13 protein-coding genes and 1 pseudogene are annotated in these 19,463 nt (G+C 71.1%); 12 read left to right on the top strand and 2 right to left on the bottom strand.

Annotation, left to right across the window (positions count from 1 at the left end):
* Positions 1 to 94 precede the first annotated feature (94 nt).
* Both IE260_RS01930 and IE260_RS41415 read left to right on the top strand, forming a co-directional pair.
* Positions 95 to 3,031 (top strand): SCO1167/SCO6262 family helicase, encoded by a 2,937-nt coding sequence (locus IE260_RS01930; RefSeq protein WP_189868638.1) that lies wholly within the window; start codon positions 95 to 97, stop codon positions 3,029 to 3,031.
* Between the two features lie 710 nt (positions 3,032 to 3,741).
* On the top strand, positions 3,742 to 5,943 hold the full coding sequence (locus IE260_RS41415) for an SWIM zinc finger family protein (RefSeq protein WP_229880362.1): 2,202 nt from the start codon (positions 3,742 to 3,744) through the stop codon (positions 5,941 to 5,943).
* Positions 5,944 to 6,036: 93 nt separating this feature from the next.
* Here IE260_RS41415 and IE260_RS01920 read toward each other — a convergent pair.
* Positions 6,037 to 6,586, bottom strand: a pseudogene (locus IE260_RS01920) (undecaprenyl-diphosphate phosphatase); the annotation flags it as partial.
* 602 nt (positions 6,587 to 7,188) lie between these two features.
* Between IE260_RS01920 and IE260_RS01915 the strand changes: the two are divergent.
* The 5 genes from IE260_RS01915 (at position 7,189) to IE260_RS01895 (ending at position 14,056) form a co-directional block, all read left to right on the top strand.
* Positions 7,189 to 9,933, top strand: a complete 2,745-nt coding sequence (locus IE260_RS01915) for a helix-turn-helix transcriptional regulator (protein ID WP_189868707.1) — start codon at positions 7,189 to 7,191, stop codon at positions 9,931 to 9,933.
* A gap of 29 nt (positions 9,934 to 9,962) precedes the next feature.
* Entirely contained in the window at positions 9,963 to 10,751 is a 789-nt protein-coding gene (locus tag IE260_RS01910) for an alpha/beta hydrolase (protein ID WP_229880338.1), read from the top strand.
* A 260-nt stretch (positions 10,752 to 11,011) separates the two neighbouring features.
* Positions 11,012 to 12,265: an ABC transporter substrate-binding protein gene (locus tag IE260_RS01905; RefSeq protein ID WP_189868636.1), complete on the top strand. Its 1,254-nt coding sequence runs from the start codon at positions 11,012 to 11,014 to the stop codon at positions 12,263 to 12,265.
* Between the two features lie 100 nt (positions 12,266 to 12,365).
* Positions 12,366 to 13,220, top strand: coding sequence for a carbohydrate ABC transporter permease (locus IE260_RS01900; RefSeq protein ID WP_229880336.1), 855 nt, complete (start codon positions 12,366 to 12,368; stop codon positions 13,218 to 13,220).
* A gap of 11 nt (positions 13,221 to 13,231) precedes the next feature.
* Positions 13,232 to 14,056, top strand: coding sequence for a carbohydrate ABC transporter permease (locus IE260_RS01895; protein WP_189868634.1), 825 nt, complete (start codon positions 13,232 to 13,234; stop codon positions 14,054 to 14,056).
* Between the two features lie 68 nt (positions 14,057 to 14,124).
* Here IE260_RS01895 and IE260_RS01890 read toward each other — a convergent pair whose 3' ends face one another.
* Positions 14,125 to 15,099 carry an AraC-like ligand-binding domain-containing protein gene (locus IE260_RS01890; protein WP_189868633.1) on the bottom strand — a complete coding sequence of 325 codons (975 nt, stop codon included), beginning with the start codon at positions 15,097 to 15,099 and terminating at the stop codon, positions 14,125 to 14,127.
* Positions 15,100 to 15,726: 627 nt separating this feature from the next.
* Here IE260_RS01890 and IE260_RS01885 point away from each other — a divergent pair.
* From IE260_RS01885 to IE260_RS01865, 5 genes are all read left to right on the top strand, one after another.
* Entirely contained in the window at positions 15,727 to 16,086 is a 360-nt protein-coding gene (locus tag IE260_RS01885) for a tyrosine-type recombinase/integrase (protein WP_189868632.1), read from the top strand.
* Positions 16,083 to 17,390, top strand: coding sequence for a bifunctional 3-oxoadipate enol-lactonase/4-carboxymuconolactone decarboxylase PcaDC (gene pcaDC / locus IE260_RS01880; RefSeq protein WP_229880334.1), 1,308 nt, complete (start codon positions 16,083 to 16,085; stop codon positions 17,388 to 17,390). The genes IE260_RS01885 and pcaDC overlap by 4 nt, the downstream gene beginning before the upstream one ends.
* 42 nt (positions 17,391 to 17,432) lie before the next feature.
* The gene (locus IE260_RS01875; protein WP_189868630.1) at positions 17,433 to 18,068 is read left to right on the top strand and encodes an MBL fold metallo-hydrolase; all 636 of its coding nucleotides are present in this window, start codon (positions 17,433 to 17,435) and stop codon (positions 18,066 to 18,068) included.
* A 57-nt stretch (positions 18,069 to 18,125) separates the two neighbouring features.
* Entirely contained in the window at positions 18,126 to 18,905 is a 780-nt protein-coding gene (locus tag IE260_RS01870) for an exodeoxyribonuclease III (protein ID WP_189868629.1), read from the top strand.
* A 76-nt stretch (positions 18,906 to 18,981) separates the two neighbouring features.
* A complete protein-coding gene (locus IE260_RS01865; RefSeq protein WP_189868628.1) occupies positions 18,982 to 19,389 on the top strand; it encodes a DUF6278 family protein in 408 nt (135 codons plus the stop codon).
* The last annotated feature ends 74 nt before the right edge of the window (positions 19,390 to 19,463 follow it).

The raw sequence follows: 19,463 nt of genomic DNA, 5'->3' as shown, positions 1-19,463 counted from the left end.
GCCCGGGCCGGCCGGCGCCGGGGCCGATTGTCAGACCCCGCCCGTAGAGTCGAAGACGTCTGATCCGACACACGGGCGGGAGGTGACAGGACGTATGAGCGACATGGCCGTGGTGGCCCCGGTGGCCGAGCGCGCGGGCGAGCCGGCGCAGCCGGGGCGGTCCCGTCCGCCCGTCCCCGTCCGGCTCGCCGCCGTCTTCCTGCCCGCGCCCCTGCCCCGGGACGGGCGGATCGCCTTCTGGGACCCCGAGGGCGGGTCCCTCACCCCCGCTCCCGCCGACGGGACCGCCTCCGCCGGACAGCCGGCACAAGCCGCTCCCCGGTCCGGGGCCGACACGGCCGGGCACACGGAGCTGACCGTGGTCCGCAGGCACGGGGCCGGAGTGCGGCGCAGGACCACACCCGCGCTGTCGCTGCCGCTCGACGAGGCGCTGCCCCTGCTGGTGAGCGCCCGGCACGATCCGGCCGCCCACCCGGCCACCGCCTGCTGGGGCGCCGCCGCCCTGCACGCCCTGCGGCTCACCGCGCGCGGCCGGCTGCTGCCCGGCCTGACCGCGACGGGGCACGACGCCTGGCGGGCAGGCCCCCTGGACCCCGACGACATCGCGCACCTGCGCGCGGTGGCCGCCGCCCTGCCCCCGGAGGGCCACGCGGTCCCCCTGGATGGGCCGGGCCCGATCCGGCTGCCGGAACCTGAAGCGCTGATGCGGTCCTTCCTGGACGCGGTCGCCGACACCCTGCCCCGCACCCCGGCCGCGCCCCACGCCGCGGGCCGGCCCTTCGCCGCGCGCGACGCCCAGCGCCTGCCCGACGCCCACGACTGGGCCGCGGAGGTCGCCGCCGGCATGGACGCGGGCGTGCGGATCTCGCTCCGCCTGGACCTGTCGGCGTACGACCTGTTCGACGGGGACGGCGCCGACCCCGTGCGCAGTGCGGGAGCGGCGCTCGTGCAGGTGCACAGCCTCGCCGACCCCACCCTCGTGGCCGACGCGGCGGACCTGTGGTCGGGCACGGCGGACGCGGCGTTCGGTCCCCGCGCGCGCGTGGACGCGGCCCTCGCGGTGCGGCGCGCGGCCCGGGTCTGGCCGCCGCTCGACCGGCTCACCGAGCAGGACGTGCCCGACGTGCTCAGCCTGTCCGAGGACGAGGTCACCGACCTGCTCGGCGTGGCGGCCACCCGGCTCGCCGCCGCCGGTGTCGCCGTGCACTGGCCGCGCGATCTGGCCCAGGACCTCACCGCGACCGCCGTGGTCCGGCCCGCGCCCGGTTCGGCCACCGACGGCACGGGCTTCTTCGAGAGCGGGGACCTGCTGCAGTTCCGCTGGCAGCTGGCGATCGGCGGCGACCCGCTCACCGAGGCCGAGATGGACACCCTCGCCGAGGCCCACCGCCCGGTCGTCCGGCTCCGGGACCGGTGGGTGCTGGTCGACCCGTCCCTCGTCCGCCGGGCCCGCAAACGCGACCTGGGCCTGCTCGACCCGGTCGACGCCCTGTCCGTCGCCCTCGCCGGCAGCACCGAGGCGGACGGCGAGACCGTCGAGGTGGTGCCGGTGGGCGCGCTGGCCGCGCTGCGCGACCGGCTGACGGCGGGTGTCCGGCCCGCCGAGCACCCGCCCGGCCTGCACGCCACCCTCCGCGACTACCAGCTCCGCGGCCTGGCCTGGCTCGACCTCATGACCTCGCTCGGTCTCGGTGGCTGCCTCGCCGACGACATGGGCCTCGGCAAGACGGTCACCGTCATCGCCCTGCACCTGAAGCGGGCCCGCACCGAACCGACCCTGGTCGTCTGCCCCGCCTCGCTGCTGGGCAACTGGCAGCGGGAGATCACCCGGTTCGCGCCCGGCGTCCCCGTCCGCCGCTTCCACGGCCCCGACCGCACCCTGGCCGGCCTCACCGGCGGCTTCGTCCTCACCACGTACGGCACGATGCGGTCGGCCGCCGCGACGCTCGCCGAGCAGCGCTGGGGCATGGTCGTCGCCGACGAGGCCCAGCACGTCAAGAACCCGTACTCCGCGACGGCCAGGGCGCTGCGCACGATCCCGTCCCCCGCGCGCGTCGCCCTGACCGGCACACCGGTGGAGAACAACCTCTCCGAGCTCTGGGCCCTGCTCGACTGGACGACCCCCGGGCTGCTCGGCTCCCTCAAGTCCTTCCGCGCCCGGCACGCCCGCGCGGTGGAGACCGGCGAGGACGAGGAGGCCGTCGAGCGCCTGGCCCGACTCGTCCGGCCCTTCCTGCTGCGCCGCCGGAAATCGGACCCCGGCATCGTCCCGGAGCTGCCGCCGAAGACCGAGACGGACCACCCGGTCCCGCTCACCCGCGAACAGGCCGCGCTGTACGAGGCGGTGGTGCGCGAGTCGATGGCCGCCATCGAGACGGCCGAGGGCATGGCCCGCCGGGGCCTGGTGCTCAAGCTCCTGACCTCGCTGAAGCAGATCTGCGACCACCCCTCGCTGTTCCTGAAGGAGGAGCACCCGCCGGGCGCCGGCGACCGCCTGGCCGCCCGTTCGGGCAAGCTCGCCCTCCTGGACGAACTGCTGGACACACTGCTCGCCGAGGACGGCTCGGCGCTCGTCTTCACGCAGTACGTGGGGATGGCCCGCCTCATCGCTTCCCACCTGGCCGTCCGTGCCGTCCCGGTGGACCTCCTGCACGGCGGTACGCCGGTGCCGGAGCGCGAGCGCATGGTGGACCGGTTCCAGAGCGGGGCGACCCCCGTCCTCGTCCTCTCCCTCAAGGCCGCCGGCACCGGACTGAACCTGACGCGCGCGGGCCACGTCGTGCACTTCGACCGCTGGTGGAACCCGGCCGTCGAGGAACAGGCCACCGACCGTGCCTACCGCATCGGCCAGACCCAGCCCGTCCAGGTCCACCGGCTCATCACCGAGGGCACGGTCGAGGACCGCATCGCCGAGATGCTCCAGTCCAAGCGAGCCCTGGCCGACGCCGTCCTCGGTGCCGGCGAGTCGGCCCTGACCGAACTGACGGACCGTGAGCTGTCCGACCTGGTGTCCCTGCGGAGGCCGTCATGACCGCCCGCCCCGCCGACGAGGCCCGCCGCGCCCTGCGCGCGGCACGGGGGCGCGGTGGCGCGACGCCCGAGCCGGCCGCGGAGCCGGACGCCGCGCCCACGGTGCGCGAACCGGCGGGGGAGCCGGACGGGCGCACCGAGCCGCGCCCCGGCGACGTGGCACGCGCGGCGCTGCGGCGTGCGGTGACCGCCAGGCGCGCGGCGGCCGGGGGCGGTACGGCCGAGGAGGCGCCGGACCACCCGACGGACGCCGACGGGGCCGGGGACGACCCGTCGTCGCCGGGTCGACCCGACGCCCCGGGAGGGGAATCGGCCCGTTCCGGCGACGTGTCCGGTCCGTCCTCGACGGCCGGGTCCGGCGCGGTCGACGGGCTCGTGGACCGGGCCGGGGGAGGGGCGGCGGGCATCCCGGAAGTGGGACCGCCCCGTTCCGGCCTCAGCTCCGAGCCGACCCAGGCTCCCTCCCCGGCGTCCGGTCCCTCCCCGGCGTCCGGTCCCTCCTCAGCGTCCGGTCCCGGCCCGGCGTCCGGTCCCGGCCCGGCGTCCGGTCCCTCCTCAGCGTCCGGTCCCGGCCCGGCGTCCGGTCCCTCCCCGGCGTCCGGTCCCGGCCCGGCGTCCGGTCCCGGCCCGGCGTCCGGTCCCGGCCCGGCGTCCGGTGCCGGCCCGGACCCGGCCGCGAGTCCGGCCCGCTCCTCGACGCGCCGACCCGGTATCGGCGACGGACGCGGGGCTCGTCCCGCGGACGTGGCGCGCGAGGCGCTGCGGGCCGCTCGTCAGGAGGCGCGGCAGCCGCGGACGGACTCCGCCGGGAGGCAGGCCGGTGGTGCTCGGCGGCCTGCCCGCACCTCGTCCTCGCCGCGCGCCGGCACACGCGTCGCCGACGCCCGTGTCCGCGAGCTCGGGGAACTGCTCGCGGACGCCTTCCGGTTGCCCTCCGACACGGACTCGGCAGCGGATATCCCCGCCGTCGAGCAGGCTCCCTCAGTCACTTCGGCGGGCGTTGAGGGTGCGTCGTCCTTGGCTGGTCCGGCGCGTGTTGAGGGCGGGTCGTCTGCGGCGGGTCCGGTGGGCGCTGGGGGTGCGTCGTCCGTGGCGGGTTCGACGGGTGCTGAGGGTGTGTGGTCGGCGGCGGGTCCGGCACATGTTGAGGGCGTGTCCTCTGCTGCGGGTCCGGTGGGCGTTGACGGTGCGTCATCTGTGGCGGGTTCGACGTCGGCTGAGGGTGCGTTGTCGGCAGGGGGTCCGGCGCGTGTTGAGGGTTCGTCGTCGGCAGCGGTTCCGGCGGGCGTTGAGGGTGCGTCGTCGGCGACGGTCCCCACGCATGCTGAGGGTGCGTCCTCCGCAGCGGGTCCGGCGCGTGCTGTGGACCCGTCCTCCTCAGTCGGTCCGGCGCGTGCTGTGGACCCGTTCTCCTCACCCGCTCCGGTGCGTACGGCGGGTGCGTCCTCCGCGGCGGCCTCGGCGCATGGTGCGGATCCGTCGCCCGAAGCCGAGTCCCCGGCGGACCCGCCCCTCGCAGCCCCGTTGCCCGGGCGCCCGTCGAGCCCGTCGCACCCGCCCCGGTCCGCGACCCCCCGTCGGCAGTCCCCGGCCGTCCCCCACCGGCACGCATCGAAGGCCGAGCCCGCGCCCCCTCGTGCACCCCGCTCCATGGCCGCCCCCGGGCGCGACGGCGAGCTGCGTCGTACGTTCCCCGCGTTCCCGCCCCGGTCGGGGGAGGACTCGGGCATCGCCGAGACGTGGTGGGGGAACGCGTGGGTGACCGCGTTGGAGGAGGGCGCGCTCGACCCGCAGCGGCTGGCCCGTGGTCGTGGGTACGCCGGGCGGGGCCACGTCGACGCCATCACCGTGACGCCCGGGCTCGTTCTGGCGTACGTGCAGGGGAGCCGACCCCGCCCGTACCGTGTGCAGGTACGGCTGCGCACGCTCGACGACGCCGACTGGGAGCGCTTCCTGGACGCGGCCGCCGAGCGACCCGGGCACATCGCGGCCCTGCTGGACAAGGAGTTGCCCCACTCCCTGGCGGACTGCGGGGTCCCGCTGCTCCCGGGCCCCGGCGACCTCGCCCCGCAGTGCAGCTGCCCCGACTCCGGGCACCCCTGCAAGCACGCCGCCGCCCTCTGCTACCAGACGGCACGCCTGCTCGACGCCGACCCCTTCGTCCTGCTCCTGCTGCGCGGCCGGGGCGAACGCGAGCTGCTGGACGCCCTGTCCCGGCTGAGCGCCGCCCGCGCGGCACGCGCCGCACAGGACAAGGGGCCGGAACCGCTGCCCGGCGTCCGGGCCGGTGAGGCGCTGACCCCGCGTTCTCTCCCGCCCCTCCCGGCGCCGCTGCCCGCGCCCCCGCACCCCGAGCAGCCCCCGGCCTACCCGGCCGCCCCCGGCGGCCCGGACCCCTTCGCCCTGGACCAGCTGGCCACCGATGCCGCCGCCCGCGCCCACGCCCTGCTGACCACGGGCCGGGACCCGGTCGGCGGGCTGACGTTCTGGCAGGACGCCGTCCGTCTCGCCGCGGCCCGCCCCGGCTCCGGGCTCACCGCCGGCAGCCGCGCGCTGTACACCTCACTCGCCTCGGCCGCCGGCCGCACGACGACCGAGCTGGCGCGCGCGGTGGCGGCCTGGCGCCAGGGCGGCCTGGAGGGCCTCAACGCCCTGGAGGAATCCTGGGATCCGCCGGCCGGCCGCTTCGACCGCGCCCGCCCCCTGCTCCTGGCCGCCGACCTCCCCGCCTTCCGGCCCTGGCGCAACCGCCTCACCCACCCCCAGGGTCATGTCCAACTGCGCCTCGGCCGCACCGGCCTGTGGTACGCCTACGAATCGGAACCGGGTCGCGAGGACTGGTGGCCCCGCGGCACCCCCGACCTCGACCCGGTGGGCGCCCTGACGGGCCTGGACACACCGGGCGGCCTCTGAAGCGGGCGACAGCCCACGTGGGGAGTGTGCGGACGACCGCGCGAGTTCCACGGTGCCGCGGGTGGCCGTGGACGTCGGAGCGGACGGCCCGTGTCACCCGGCCGATTCCGCGGCGTGTGGGCTGAGCACGCCGAATGTCACGAAAGCGATGATCACGACACCGAGAGCGATGCGGTAGTACACGAAGGGCATGAAGCTCTTCGTTTCGATGAACCTCATGAACCAGGCGATGACGGCATAGCCGACCGCGAAGGCGATGACGGTGGCCAGCCAGGTCGGACCCCAGGCGATGTCGCCCTCCTCAGGGGCATCCTTGAGTTCGAAGATGCCGGAGGCGAGGACGGCGGGGATGGCGAGCAGGAAGCAGGAGCGGGCGGCGGCCTCGCGGGTGTAGCCCATGAAGAGACCTCCGCTGGTGGTGGCTCCGGAGCGGGATACGCCGGGGGCGCAGCGCCATGGCCTGGCACAGGCCGTAGATGAGGCCGTCCTTGGCGTTGAGATCGTAGAGGGTCTTGCGCTGGACGGGGGAGCGGTGGCGACCGCCGCGCTCGTCGCTCGCGGCGCGGCGGTCCGCGACACCCAGGACGATGCCCATCACGATGAGCATGGTCGCGGTCAGGCGCAGGTCACGGAACGGCCCCTCCCATACCGGGTCTGCCGATCGCGCTCTTGGCCGCTGCGTCCGACATGATGCACGCCAACCCTTCACAGTCGACATGGCGGTACAGGTCATGCCGGTCCTCGGCCGGGACACCGTGTCCGAGCTCGGCTCCGTCGTCTCTCACGCTGCCTGGACGCTAACGGAGAGACCATGGTGGTGCAGCCGTCCGGGTGCGCACAGGGAACAGCTAGAGTGCACGGAGAGACAAGTGTCCACCGCACAACGCATGCCTGCAGTCGCTCTGCAGTCATCGTGGCGACGGCGTGAGGCGTCCCGTGTGCCTGGCTGGATGCGGTGTCGGCTCGGCAGTCTGTGCAGTGGCCGTCGGTCTTGACACGCGACCGGCTGGAGGTGCCTGTGACCCTTGTGATCGAGACGGTCCGGTTCCCGGCCGACGGGGACAGAGGTCGCCGCAGGACGCGATCTCTCGCCGCGCCCGGGGAGCCGGCGAATGCCTCGGACGGGACTGCGGTCACCCGAGGCCGGGTGACCGAACGTCATGGCCTGCGGAAGAACGAAGCCAGCCGTCGGCGTGGTGGAAGACCGGCTTCGGCAGGCTGGTGCGCACGGAGTGGGTTCTGAGGATGGCAGGAGCAGGCGGTCCACTGTCCCGTAGCGGTCTGCGCGGACGGGAGGCCGAGCTCGCAGAGCTCGAGGCACTGATCAACTCTGTGGCCCGCGCCGGAAGCGCCGGGATGGCACTCATTCAGGGCGAACCCGGTATCGGCAAGACCACGCTGCTCGCCGAAGTCGTCGCCCAGGCCAGGGCCACAGGGTTCTCCGTCAGCGTCGGCAAGGCCGATGAACTGCATCACATCGTGCCGCTGTCGTCGTTGGCAGCATGCATCCTGCAAGGTGAACAGCCGCTGCTGTCCGGCGATGTCTTCGCCGACCTCGCCCGCAATTACGACCAGCGGATCTGGCTGGTGGAACGCCTCGCCGAAGTGATTGAAGCCAGAGCGGGCGACGTGCCCGTACTGATCGGTCTGGACGACGTGCAATGGGCCGACCCGCTGAGCCGATTCGCCCTGCAGCAGCTTCCGACGCGTCTGCGAACCTCGCCGGTGCTGTGGATACTGACCGAGCGACGGGAGCCTGCGGGCCCGGCAGAGGAGATCGTCGCGGCCGCGGCCGGAAGCTGCACGACAGTCACCGTGCCCCTGGGCCCCCTGACCGGCGAGGCCATCACTCAACTGGCCGACGACGCACTCGGGGCAGCGGTCGACGAGCGGGTCCGTGAACTGCTCGACGGAGCGGGCGGCAACCCGTTTCTGGCCGTCGAGATGCTCGCGGGCCTGCGCACCGCCGAGGCGACGGACAACTTCGTGCCCCCGGGACTCGTGGTGGGCGTCCGCAGCAGACTCAGGTCCATGAAACCCGACACACTGCGCTTCCTCCAGATGGGCGCGGTCTTGGGACGCACCTTCGGCTTGCAGGACGCCGCCGCACTCTGCGACCGGGCGCCCGCCACACTCATCGCAGCGCTTGAGGAAGCCGTGCGCGCGGGGCTCCTCGACGATGACGGTGAGCGCCTGGCCTTCAGGCATGATCTCCTGCGCCAGGCGGTCTACGCCGACATTCTGCCGTCGGCCCGTAAAACACTGCACCGAGAAGCCGCACGTGTCCTGGTCGCCGCGGGACACCAGCCGATCGACGCGGTGCCCCACGTTCTGCGGGGTGCCCTGCCCGGAGACGAGGAAGCCGTGGCGCTGCTACAGCGCGCGGCTGATGACGTACTGGCGGTCACCCCGGACCTCGCGGCCGACCTCATGACCCGTGCCCTGGCCCTGGTGCCGTCGGTACGGCCGCTGAGGTTCGCAGTGGGTGAGCAGACGATACTCGTCCTGACCCGAGCCGGCAGGAGCCGGGACGCCCTGTCCACGGGTGACGAGCTACTGGCCGCCCGGCCACCGCTGGAGGTATTCAGTCGGCTGCAGGCCGCCCTCGGCGGGACGCTGTGGAGCATGGACCTCGCCGGTGAACTGCGCCGCCGGACCGAAGCCGCCCTTGCCCTGGGCGGCGCCCTCCCGGAGATCGCGGCGAGGCTGGCCGCCCTGCGTACCCTTGCCCTGTCCCGTGAGCACGATCTGGCCGCAGCGCGCGAGGCCGGCGAGAGCGCACTGCGTGACGCCACCGCGATCGGTGACCGGGAGGCACACGTCCTGGCCCTGTCCGGGCTCGGTGAGATCGCGCAGAACGCCGGTGAGAACGCGCTCGCGCTGGAACGTTTCGCCGCGTTGAGTGCCATCGATCCCGCCTTCCTGCCGGAAGAGATCGTCGCCCGCCTGCACGTGGACGACTTCGAGACCGGGCAACGGCTGCTCCTGCAGGCGACGCAGGCGGGGGCGCCGCGTCAGGCGATGATGCTGTGGGCCCAGGGCCAGCACGATCTCGGCCTCGGCCGGCTCGACGACGCCGACGCCGATTTCCTGACCATGGAACACCTGGAAGACGAGGTGCAGGTCCCCGTCCAGCAGGTGAACGGACGCGTGATCCGCTCGCGCATCGCGCTCCTGCGAGGTGACCAGGAAGCGGCGCGGGAGCATCTGAGCGCGGCGCGGGAAAGACTGGCGGCCAAGCCGAACCCGGGTAACACCGCCGCCGTGCTCTTTCTGGAAGCGGTTCACGCCGAGGCGGACGGGGACGCGGGCCTTTCCGTCGCCAAAGTCCGGCAAGTGCAGCAGGTAGGAGCCTTCATGCGCTGGCGGCTCCTGCGCGACTGGGTCGACTCCGCGATACGCATGGCTTTGAGCGCCGCGGACCACGAGCTGGCCGAGGACCTCGCCGCACAGGCCGAAGCCCATGCCGGACGCAACCCTGCCGTGCCGACCGCCACGGGTATCGCAGCACAAGCCCTCGGGCTCGTGAAGAACGATCTCGCCATGCTCGAACGCTCCGTGGAACTGCTCAACGCCAGCCCCCGCGCGCTGGTCCGCGCAGCCGCGTCCGCGGACCTCGGAAGGGCACTCCTGTCGGCGGGCCGGAAGCAGCAGGCTGTGGCCGCACTGACCCACGCCCGTGACACGTACGCCGAGTCGGGCGCCCACGCCGCCGCGGCACGTGTCCGCCAGGCTTTGAAGGGCGCTGGTGCCGCCGGCGGCAGGACAGCGCCCGTCCAGCGCCCCGTGCAGGGATGGGGCTCTCTCACGGCCTCGGAGAAGAAGATCGCGCGCCTCATCGCTCAGGGCCACACCAATCGGTCGGCCGCAGAACTGCTCGTGGTCTCCCCGCACACGGTCAACACCCACCTGACATCCGTCTTCCGCAAACTGGAGATCAACTCCCGGGTGCAGCTGGCCAACGTGGTCATGGCCCTGCCCGACAGCTGAGTAATACATTGGTACGTTCACGCGATGCAGTGCCGGGCCTGGACGCGTACGACTGGGGCATCCCCACACAGTCGGAGGCCACCGGCATGCACGCACACAGTTCCTCACTCCCGACCATCGTGCTCGTGCACGGTGCGTTCACGGACGCCTCGTCGTGGGCGGGCGTCATCAGTCTGCTTCAAACCGACGGACTGACCGTTCGGGCTCCGGCGAATCCGCTGCGCGGTCTGGCGCAGGACGCCGCCTCGGTCAGGAGCACGCTGCGGGACATCGACACGCCTGTCGTTCTGGTCGGCCACGACTACGGCGGTGCGGTCATCACCCAAGCCGCCGCCGACGCCGACAACGTCGTGGCTCTGTGCTATGTCGCAGCGTTCGGTCTCGACGCAGGCGAGTGCGTCCTGGACATCATGAACCGATTCGCCCCAGCGCCCGTCGCCGACGCGACATGCACCGTCGCTCTGCCAACTCGGACTCCCGGCGACCCGGACAGCGAGCTGTACATCCGCAAGGAGCTGTTCCCTCAGGTCTACGCCGCTGATCTGACGCCCACAGCCACGAAGCTGATGTCCGTGACGCAACGCCCGATCGCCTGCAACGCACTGACCAGCCGATCGGGTCCGCCCGCATGGGCCGCCATGCCTTCCTGGTACGCCATCGCGAACGCAGACCGGATGCTCAATCCCACCGCCCAGCGCTTCATGGCGCAACGCATGGCGGCCAACGAGCACGTGCTGGATGGGTCGCACGCCGTTGTGCTGTCGCAGCCCGATGCCGTGGTGGCGATGATCCGGGAAGCGGCGGAACAGGGACAATGACCGAGGCGGCGACGGCCTCGAGCGGAGACGCTGAATGGCGAACAGCGGATCACACATCTGCGCGGGCTCGGGAACCGCTGCCGAAAACCCTGCGCGGCAGTCAATCGTCAGTGTGCCCCGCGGCACGGTCCAGCGGGGTGTTTAAGATGCATTCGAACAGAAGCCGCCGGTTCGGGCCACCCTGACCGCCGCCCTACGAGTCCGCAGTCCTTGCGACACCGTCCCCGGCTCGCACACCGTCCCACTGCAAAGGCAATCACATGATCTCACCGGCTGGACGGCCCGTGCGTCGCATCGCCGCCCGCCTGGCCGGGGCCATGGCCTTGGTACTGGCCACCACCGGGTGCGTCGGGGGAGCCGGTACGGGCTCCGCCACCGGCAAGGTCACCTCCATCACCGTGCTCGATTACTACACTCAGCGGTCCGAGCACACCCAGTGGAACGAAGTGCTCACCGCGTGCGGCAAGACCGCCGGTGTCACGGTCGAGCACACCAGCGTTCCACCGGCATCCCTCATCCCCAGGGTCCTGCGGCAGGCATCGTCTCGGACCCTTCCCGACCTTTTGATGCTGGACAACGCCGACCTTCAGCAGATCGCCCAGACCGGCGCGTTGACCCCGCTGGACCAGTACGGCATCGACACCAACGGTTTCGCCGAGGGCATCCTGTCGGCGGGCACGTACGAGGGAAAGGTGTACGGGCTGGCCCCCTACGTCAGCACGGTCGCCCTCTTCTACAGCAAGGACATGCTCGCCGAGGCCGGTGTCGCCGTGCCGAGAACCTGGGACGAACTGAAGGAGGCGGCCGCCGGGCTGACCCGGCAGGGGCGCTACGGCATGGCGGTCGACGCGAGTGCCACCTTTGAAAGCAGCTGGCAGTTCCTGCCCTTCCTGTGGTCCAACGGCGGGCACGAGAAGCGGTTGGACACTCCGCAGGCCGCGCAAGCGCTCCAACTGTGGGTCGACCTGGTGAAGAACGGATCCATGTCGAAGTCGGTGCTGAACTGGACACAGGCCGACGTCCACGATCAGTTCGCCGCCGGCCGGACGGCGATGATGATCAACGGGCCCTGGCGGATTGCTGCCCTGAACAACGACAGGAACATGAACTGGGGGGTGGCCCCCGTTCCCGTTCCCCGAGTGGGACAGGTCCCGGTCACGCCCCTGGGCGGAGAGGTGTGGACGGTCCCGCAGAGCTCTTCCAAGGACCGGCAGAAGAAGGCTGCTGAGGTCCTCGCATGCCTGAACAGCGCCCCCAACACGCTCACCCTGGCAGAGCAGCACTTCACCGTGCCGTCCCGCACCGCGGTCGCCGCCCGGTACGCCGAACAGGACCCGACGATGGCCGTCTTCGTCAAGAGCGTGGAAGGAGCACGCGTCCGTACCGGCGAACTCGGCGTCAGGTGGCCCAAGGCGGCGACCGGGATCTACACCGCGATCCAGTCCGCGCTGACGGGGGAACAGACACCGGAGGAAGCTCTCAGGCATGCGCAAGAGATCGCGACTAGTGACTGACCGGTCTCTCAATTTCCGGACGGGCACCGGCCGGGACGACGGTGGTGTCGACGCGAGGGCACGGAGGGCACCCCGGGCACGCTTCGGGCTGGCCCAGTGGATGTTTGTCGTACCCGCCGGGGCATACCTGCTGCTGTTCTTCGGATACCCGCTCGTCAAGAACATCGCGATGAGTTTTCAGCAGTACACGACCACCACGTTCTACACGGGGGAGGCCCCGTTCGTGGGACTGCAGAATTACTCAAAAGTGCTTTCGGCGAACCTGTTCTCCCAGGCCGTGATCACGACGGTCCTGTTCACGGTCGGATCGATCTGCGGACAGTTCGTACTCGGCCTGGCCATGGCACTGTTCTTCCAGCATCGTTTCCCGCTCAGCCGCGCTCTGCGATCGCTCCTGTTGCTGCCGTGGCTGCTGCCACTGGTCGTCTCCGGAACGACGTGGAGGTGGATGCTCGACCCTGACACGGGAGTCGTCAATGCGGCGCTGCGCGGCCTCCACCTGTCGTCGTCGGGTGTCCCCTGGCTCACCGGCACATCGCAGGCGTTGGTGTCGGTGATCCTCATCAACATCTGGGTGGGAATCCCCTTCAACACCGCGATCCTGTACGGCGGCCTGCTGAACATTCCCACGCACCTGTACGAGGCGGCGAAGCTGGACGGCGCCGGACCGGTGATGTCGTTCCGGTATGTCACGTGGCCGCTGCTGCGGCCTGTGGTGAGCGTCGTCCTGGTGCTGGGCGTCGTCTACACGGTCAAAGTGCTGGACATCATCCTCGTGGTGACGGGTGGAGGACCGGCGGGGGCCACGGAGACCATCGCCACGCGGGCCTACGAGCTGTCCTTTCAGCAGTTCGAGTTCGGGCGCGGTGCCGTACTGAGCAACGTGCTCATCGTCTTCTCGCTCGCGTTCGCCCTCCTCCATCTGCGCGCCAGCCGGCGTGCGCTGACCGTCTGAGAGGCGATCCCATGAAGCCCTCACCGAGCCGTGGCCGACTGTCCTCCACCGTCGTTGGGATCGTCCTGCTCGCACTGATGCTGTTTCCCGTCTACTGGATGGTGAACGCCTCCCTCCAGCCGGCGGGCAACTTACTCGGGGGAGACTTGTTCCCCCTCCCCCCGGACGTCAGTGGATACGTCATCGCGCTGCGCGATCAGGGCTCCAACCTACTCACCAGCCTCGTCATCGCCCTCGGCAGCGTGGCTCTCAGCCTCGGGCTGGCTGCGCCGGCGGCTTACGCGCTGGCTCAGTTCTCCCTCCGCGGAACCAACCTCGTCCTTCTCGGTGTCCTGATCACACAGATGGTGCCGAGCATCGTCGTGGCCAACGCGCTCTACAGCGCTTACACCGACCTAGGGCTCCTGAACTCCCACGTCGGGCTGATCCTCGCCGACTCCACCGCCGGAACCCCCTTCGCCATCATCATCCTGCATTCGTTCATGAGAACCATTCCCAGGGAGATCATCGAAGCTGCCCGTGTAGACGGAGCCGGCCGAGTCCGTGTCTTCCGCTCCATGGTGCTTCCGTTGAGCTCCAACGCGTTGATCACTGCTGCCGTCTTCACTTTCCTCTTCACCTGGAGCGACTTCCTCTTCGCCCTCACACTGACCACCACGCCGACCGTTCAGCCAATCACCCTGGGCATCTACCAGTACCTCGGTGCACATACGGAGCAGTGGAACGCCGTCATGGCCACCACGGTCATGGCATCCGTCCCCGCAGTCCTGCTGCTCGCCGTCGCACAGCGGCATGTCACGGCCGGCGCCACGAGCGGAGCCGTCAGAGCAGGCTGAGGGGAGGGCGGGTCGGCGCTGGCTCTGTAACGAGCCGCTCCGCGAGAGGGCGTTCCGCCAGGAAAACGTTACTCGTCCGTGCGTCGCCCACAGGACAGGCCGTGAGCCTGCCAGTCACGAGGCGCTACGCCGTAAGCGGCACGGAAAACACGGCTGAAATGGCTTGGGCTCACGAACCCCCAGCGTCGGGCGATGGTCGCCACCCCGAGTCCCAGAGCCGGGGACCGCAGAAGGTCCCGACGGCATCGCTCCAGTCGCTCCGCCCGGATCCACTCGCCGACGGTGGTTCCCTCCAGCTGGAACAGCTTGTGCAGGTAACGCACCGAAATGAAGTGAGCGGCGGCGATCGTGGTGGGTGACAGGTCCGGGTCGGAGAGGTTCTGCAAGATGTGACCCTTCACTCGTACCACCATGGCCGTGGCGGTTTCAGGAGGCTGAGGCCTGAAGCGGCCACGCTGCTCGTTGATGAAGAGCGCCAGCAGGTCGAGCCCGGTGGCGACGAACTGACGGCTGATGACTTCGTCGAATGCTGCTCCTTCGCGCGCCATCTGCGCGAAATAGGTCGCCACCAGTGCGGCACTTCCGTCATGACTCGAGAACGCTCTCGCGGTCAACGCGTGCAGGTCCTCGTCCCGCACGCGAAGCTCCTTTCGAGGGAAATGAAAGGAGGTGAAATGGAACTTGCTTTCGACTTTCTTCCTGAAAGGGCGAGAAGAATCCGAGATTGAGAAACTTCCCGGCTCTATCAGGCACTCCCTCCCGTCCTGCTCCTTGACGGCGCTTCCTCGGCGCTGAAGCGTGAGTATAAGGTATTCTTTGCCATCCCGGGCTATCAGGCGCTTGCTGCGCGTCACCTCTTGAGAGCCGGCCTGGACGTCCGATATCTGCATGGCACCCAAATGATGGGTGACGATTCTTCCTGGTGACGGATCTTCTTCCAGGATATTAACATTGAGTGGTACAAATGTCTGCGACACTGCTTCATGCCAGCGCTCGCTACGGTCGGCTGAGGACAGCTCTGCGGTGGAAAGGACGACGGACATCTGGCCCCTTGAAAGCGTTATCGGCAAGCGGTTCGGATCCGGTCACCGGACTCCCGGGTCACCGAAGAACCGGTGTTCCTTCCAGAACACCGTGCCAGCCACCCCTGATTCGGCACATCGCGTGAATCCGCTAGATCGGTGGGGGGCCGGGGGAGGAGCTGAGATGTATCGACCACCGGCCGGGTACGGTGCGTTGCTGGTCTCGGGCTGACCGGGCATGTCTCGATAGGGGCTTGCCGGAAGAGCGTCTTCACGATTCTGACCGTCCGCACGGCTCCTTGCTGGCTAGCGATACGCCGTCGGCCTGAAGGGGAACGAGCCTGATCGGCACAGCCTCCGCTTCGCGCTTTCGTCGGGCCGACCGCCCTCGGCGCGGCAAGACGGACCCGCTTGATGCCGAGAACGCGGCCCGGTCGGTGCTGAGCGCGCGGGCGCGCCCAGGCCAAGGCGGTCGCTCAGTGGAGAGCGCCCGCATGTACAAGCCGGCCAAAGACTCGGCGGTCAAGGGAGGTGACCTACCAGCTCAACGCCGTCCTCATCCGTGCCGATCCGTAGCTGGGGGAGGAACTGGCCGGGCTGGGCAACGCCAGAGCTTTTGCGTTCAGGTCTGCTCAGGCAGACGAGAAGATGGCGGCGGGGCAGGGGTACGAAGACAGCGGCTACGTTCTCGTAGACGCTCGGGGCAGGGCGCTCAACGGACGTCAGCTGCGTGAGCGGGCCTACAAGGTCATGGACCGCAGCGGGCTGCGTCGGGTCCGTTTGTACGACGCCCGGGCGAGCTGTCTGACGTACCTGGCGTACCACGGGGTCCCGGACCACCTCCTCGCCCGGTGGGCCGGCCACGCCAACGCCCGGACCACGAAGCGCTGGTACGTGAAACCGGACGTGGACGACCTGCGGCCGGCGGCGGACACCTGGGGAGGTCTGGCGAGTGACTGCGCCCCCGTTCACGAAGGGAATGTGAGATGTGGGAGCGTGAACGGGTGAGTGAGAAGAACGTCGAAACCCTGCAATACCGCTTTGACGGGCCGGAACAGGCTCCGGTCCTGGTCATGGGACCGTCCCTCGGAGCTACCTGGCACATGTGGGACCGGCAGGTCCCGGAGCTGGCTCAGCAGTGGCGGGTCTTCCGGTTCGACCTGCCCGGACACGGTGGCGCCCCGGCCCGCCCGGCGGGCTCCGTCGCCGAACTCACCGTCCGCCTGCTCGCCACACTCGACGGACTCGGCGTGCAGCGCTTCGGCTACGCGGGCTGCGCGCTCGGCGGCGCGGTCGGCATCGAGCTGGCGCTGCGCCACCCCGAGCGCCTCGCCTCCCTGGCGCTGATCGCGGCGTCGCCGCGCTTCGGCACGGCCGACGAGTTCCGGCAGCGCGGCGTGATCGTCCGGACGAACGGGCTCGACCCCATCGCCCGCACCTCGCCCGACAGATGGTTCACCGGCGGGTTCGCCGCCGCCCAGCCCGCGATCACCGAGTGGGCCGTGCAGATGGTGCGGACCACCGACCCGGGCTGCTACATCGCTTCCTGCGAGGCGCTCGCAGCGTTCGACGTGCGCAGCGAGCTCGGCCGCGTCGGCGTGCCGACCCTGGTCCTCGTCGGCTCCGACGACCAGGTCACCGGCCCCGCCGAGGCCCGCACCCTGGTCGCCGGCATCCCCGACGCCCGCCTCGCCGTCGTCCCCGGCGCCTCCCACCTCGTCCCGGTCGAGCAGCCCGCGGCCGTCACCGACCTGCTGGTCCGGCACTTCGACACAGCCTGGCAGCCCGCCCACGACTCCACCACCGGCCAGACCGCCGTACCGGCCGTCGCCGCCGCCCCCGTCCAGCCCGCACTGGCCGCCGTGCCGCCGCAGGCCGCGCCCATCGCGGAGATCGCCCCGGCCGTCGTGCCGCCGCAGCCCCAGGGGCGTCCCGATCCGTACGACGCGGGGCTCAAGGTGCGGCGCGAGGTGCTCGGCGACGCGCATGTCGACCAGGCGCTGACGGGGGCCGACGAGTTCTCCGGGGACTTCCAGGAGTTCCTCACCCGCTACGCCTGGGGCGAGGTCTGGGACCGCCCCGGCCTGGACCGCCGCACCCGCAGCTGCGTCACCCTCACCGCCCTCGTCGCCGGCGGTCACCTGGACGAGCTCGCCTCCCACACCCGGGCCGCCCTGCGCAACGGTCTCACCCCCGACGAGATCAAGGAGGTGCTGCTCCAGACGGCCGTCTACTGCGGAGTACCGGCGGCGAACAGCGCCTTCCGGGTGGCGCAGCAGGTCATCCGCGAGGAGACCACGCCGCAGGAGTGAGCCCCGGCCGGACCGCCGGAGCGCCGGGGGCAGGATGGAGCCATGAAGCTCACCAAGAAGTCGCATGCCTGCGTCCGCATCGAGAAGGACGGGCAGGTGCTCGTCCTCGACCCCGGCGGATTCAGCGAGGAGGACGCCGCGGTCGGCGCGGACGCCGTCCTCATCACCCACGAGCACCCCGACCACTTCGACGAGCTGCGGCTGCGCGCCGGCATGGAGGCCAACCCGGCCGCGCAGATCTGGACCCTCCGGGCGGTCGCGGAGAAGATCTCCGCGGCCTTCCCGGGGCGCGTGCACACCGTCGGTCACGGCGACACGTTCACCGCCGCGGGCTTCGACGTGCAGGTCCACGGCGAGCTGCACGCGGTGATCCACCCGGACATCCCGCGCATCACCAACGTCGGCTACCTCGTCGACGGCGGCAAGGTCTTCCACCCCGGCGACGCCCTCACCGTCCCCGACCACCCGGTCGAGACGCTGATGCTGCCCGTCATGGCTCCCTGGAACAAGATCTCCGAGGTGATCGACTACGTCCGCGAGGTGAAGCCGCAGCGCGCGTACGACATCCACGACGCCCTCCTCACCGACCTCGCCCGCCCGATCTACGACCGCCAGATCGGACAGCTGGGCGGCTCGGAGCACCTGCGCCTGAACCCCGGGGACTCCGCGCAGGTGTGAGCAGCCCGGCACCCGGGCGGGACCGGGTTGTCAGTCCCGCCCGGTAGGTTGTGGGACATGCGTATCGCGACCTGGAACGTGAACTCGATCACCGCCCGCCTGCCCAGGCTGCTCGCCTGGCTGGAGAGCAGCGGCACCGACGTGCTGTGCCTGCAGGAGGCCAAGGTCGCCGAGGAGCAGTTCCCCTTCGACGAGCTGCGCGAGAAGGGCTACGAGGCGGCGGTGCACGCCACCGGCAGGTGGAACGGCGTCGCGGTGCTCTCCCGCGTCGGCATCCAGGACGTGGTCAAGGGCCTGCCCGGCGACCCCGGCTTCGAGGGCGTGCAGGAGCCCCGGGCCATCTCCGCGACCTGCGGCCCGGTCCGCGTCTGGTCGGTGTACGTGCCCAACGGCCGCGAGGTGGAGCACGCCCACTACGCCTACAAGCTCCAGTGGTTCGAGGCCCTGCGCGCGGCCGTCGCGGGCGACGCGACCGGCAGCCGCCCGTTCGCGGTGATGGGCGACTACAACGTCGCGCCGACCGACGACGACGTCTACGACCCGGCCGCCTTCGAAGGCTCCACCCACGTCACCCCCGCCGAGCGCGCCGCCCTCCTCTCCCTGCGGGAGGCCGGCCTGTCCGACGTGGTCCCGCGCCCGCTGAAGTACGACCACCCGTTCACGTACTGGGACTACCGCCAGCTCTGCTTCCCCAAGAACCGCGGCATGCGCATCGACCTGGTGTACGGCAACGAGCCGTTCGCGAAGGCGGTCACCGACGCCTACGTGGACCGCGAGGAGCGCAAGGGCAAGGGCGCCTCGGACCACGCGCCGGTCGTGGTGGACCTGGACGTGTAGTCACCTGCCGACCGCCGGGCAAGTACCGTACGCGCGCCTGTGGTGCGCACGGTGGTACGAATGACAGGCTGGAGGTATGAACATCCCCTTCCTGGGAAAGCGGCGCGACAGTCCCCGGGCCCCCGACCCCGAGGGAATCGCCGACCTGCTCGCCGAGTGCGAACTGCTCCGCTCGCAGGCGTCCAGGGAGGGCGTCCGACTCGACGACTCCGCGGCCTCCCTGGAGGCGCTCGACCAGGTGCTGCCGCGCTGGCGGGACGACGCGGAGATCCTCCCCTGGCTCGGCAACGACGCCGGGCTGTACCTGGGCACCGTCATCGTCCGCACCGTGCCCGGTGCCGCCTGGCACCTGTGGCCGGACGGCAGGCTCGTCGTCCGGCTCGCATCCGGACGGGAGTTCGACGTCGTGGCCGCCGGCCACGAGTGGGCCACGGCCGGTGTGCCCGAGCTGTCGCAGCTGTACGCGGAAGTCGCCGAGGCGTGACGGTGGGGCACCCAGGGCCTGTCCGACCATTCCCGTCCGCCCCTCGAGCCATGCACGCTCCCCACAGGGGGCAC

Origin of the sequence: Streptomyces viridiviolaceus, assembly GCF_014650995.1 — a bacterium.
In the GTDB taxonomy this organism is placed as follows: Bacteria; Actinomycetota; Actinomycetes; order Streptomycetales; family Streptomycetaceae; genus Streptomyces; species Streptomyces viridiviolaceus.
This window is presented reverse-complemented; position numbering and strand designations above follow the sequence as displayed.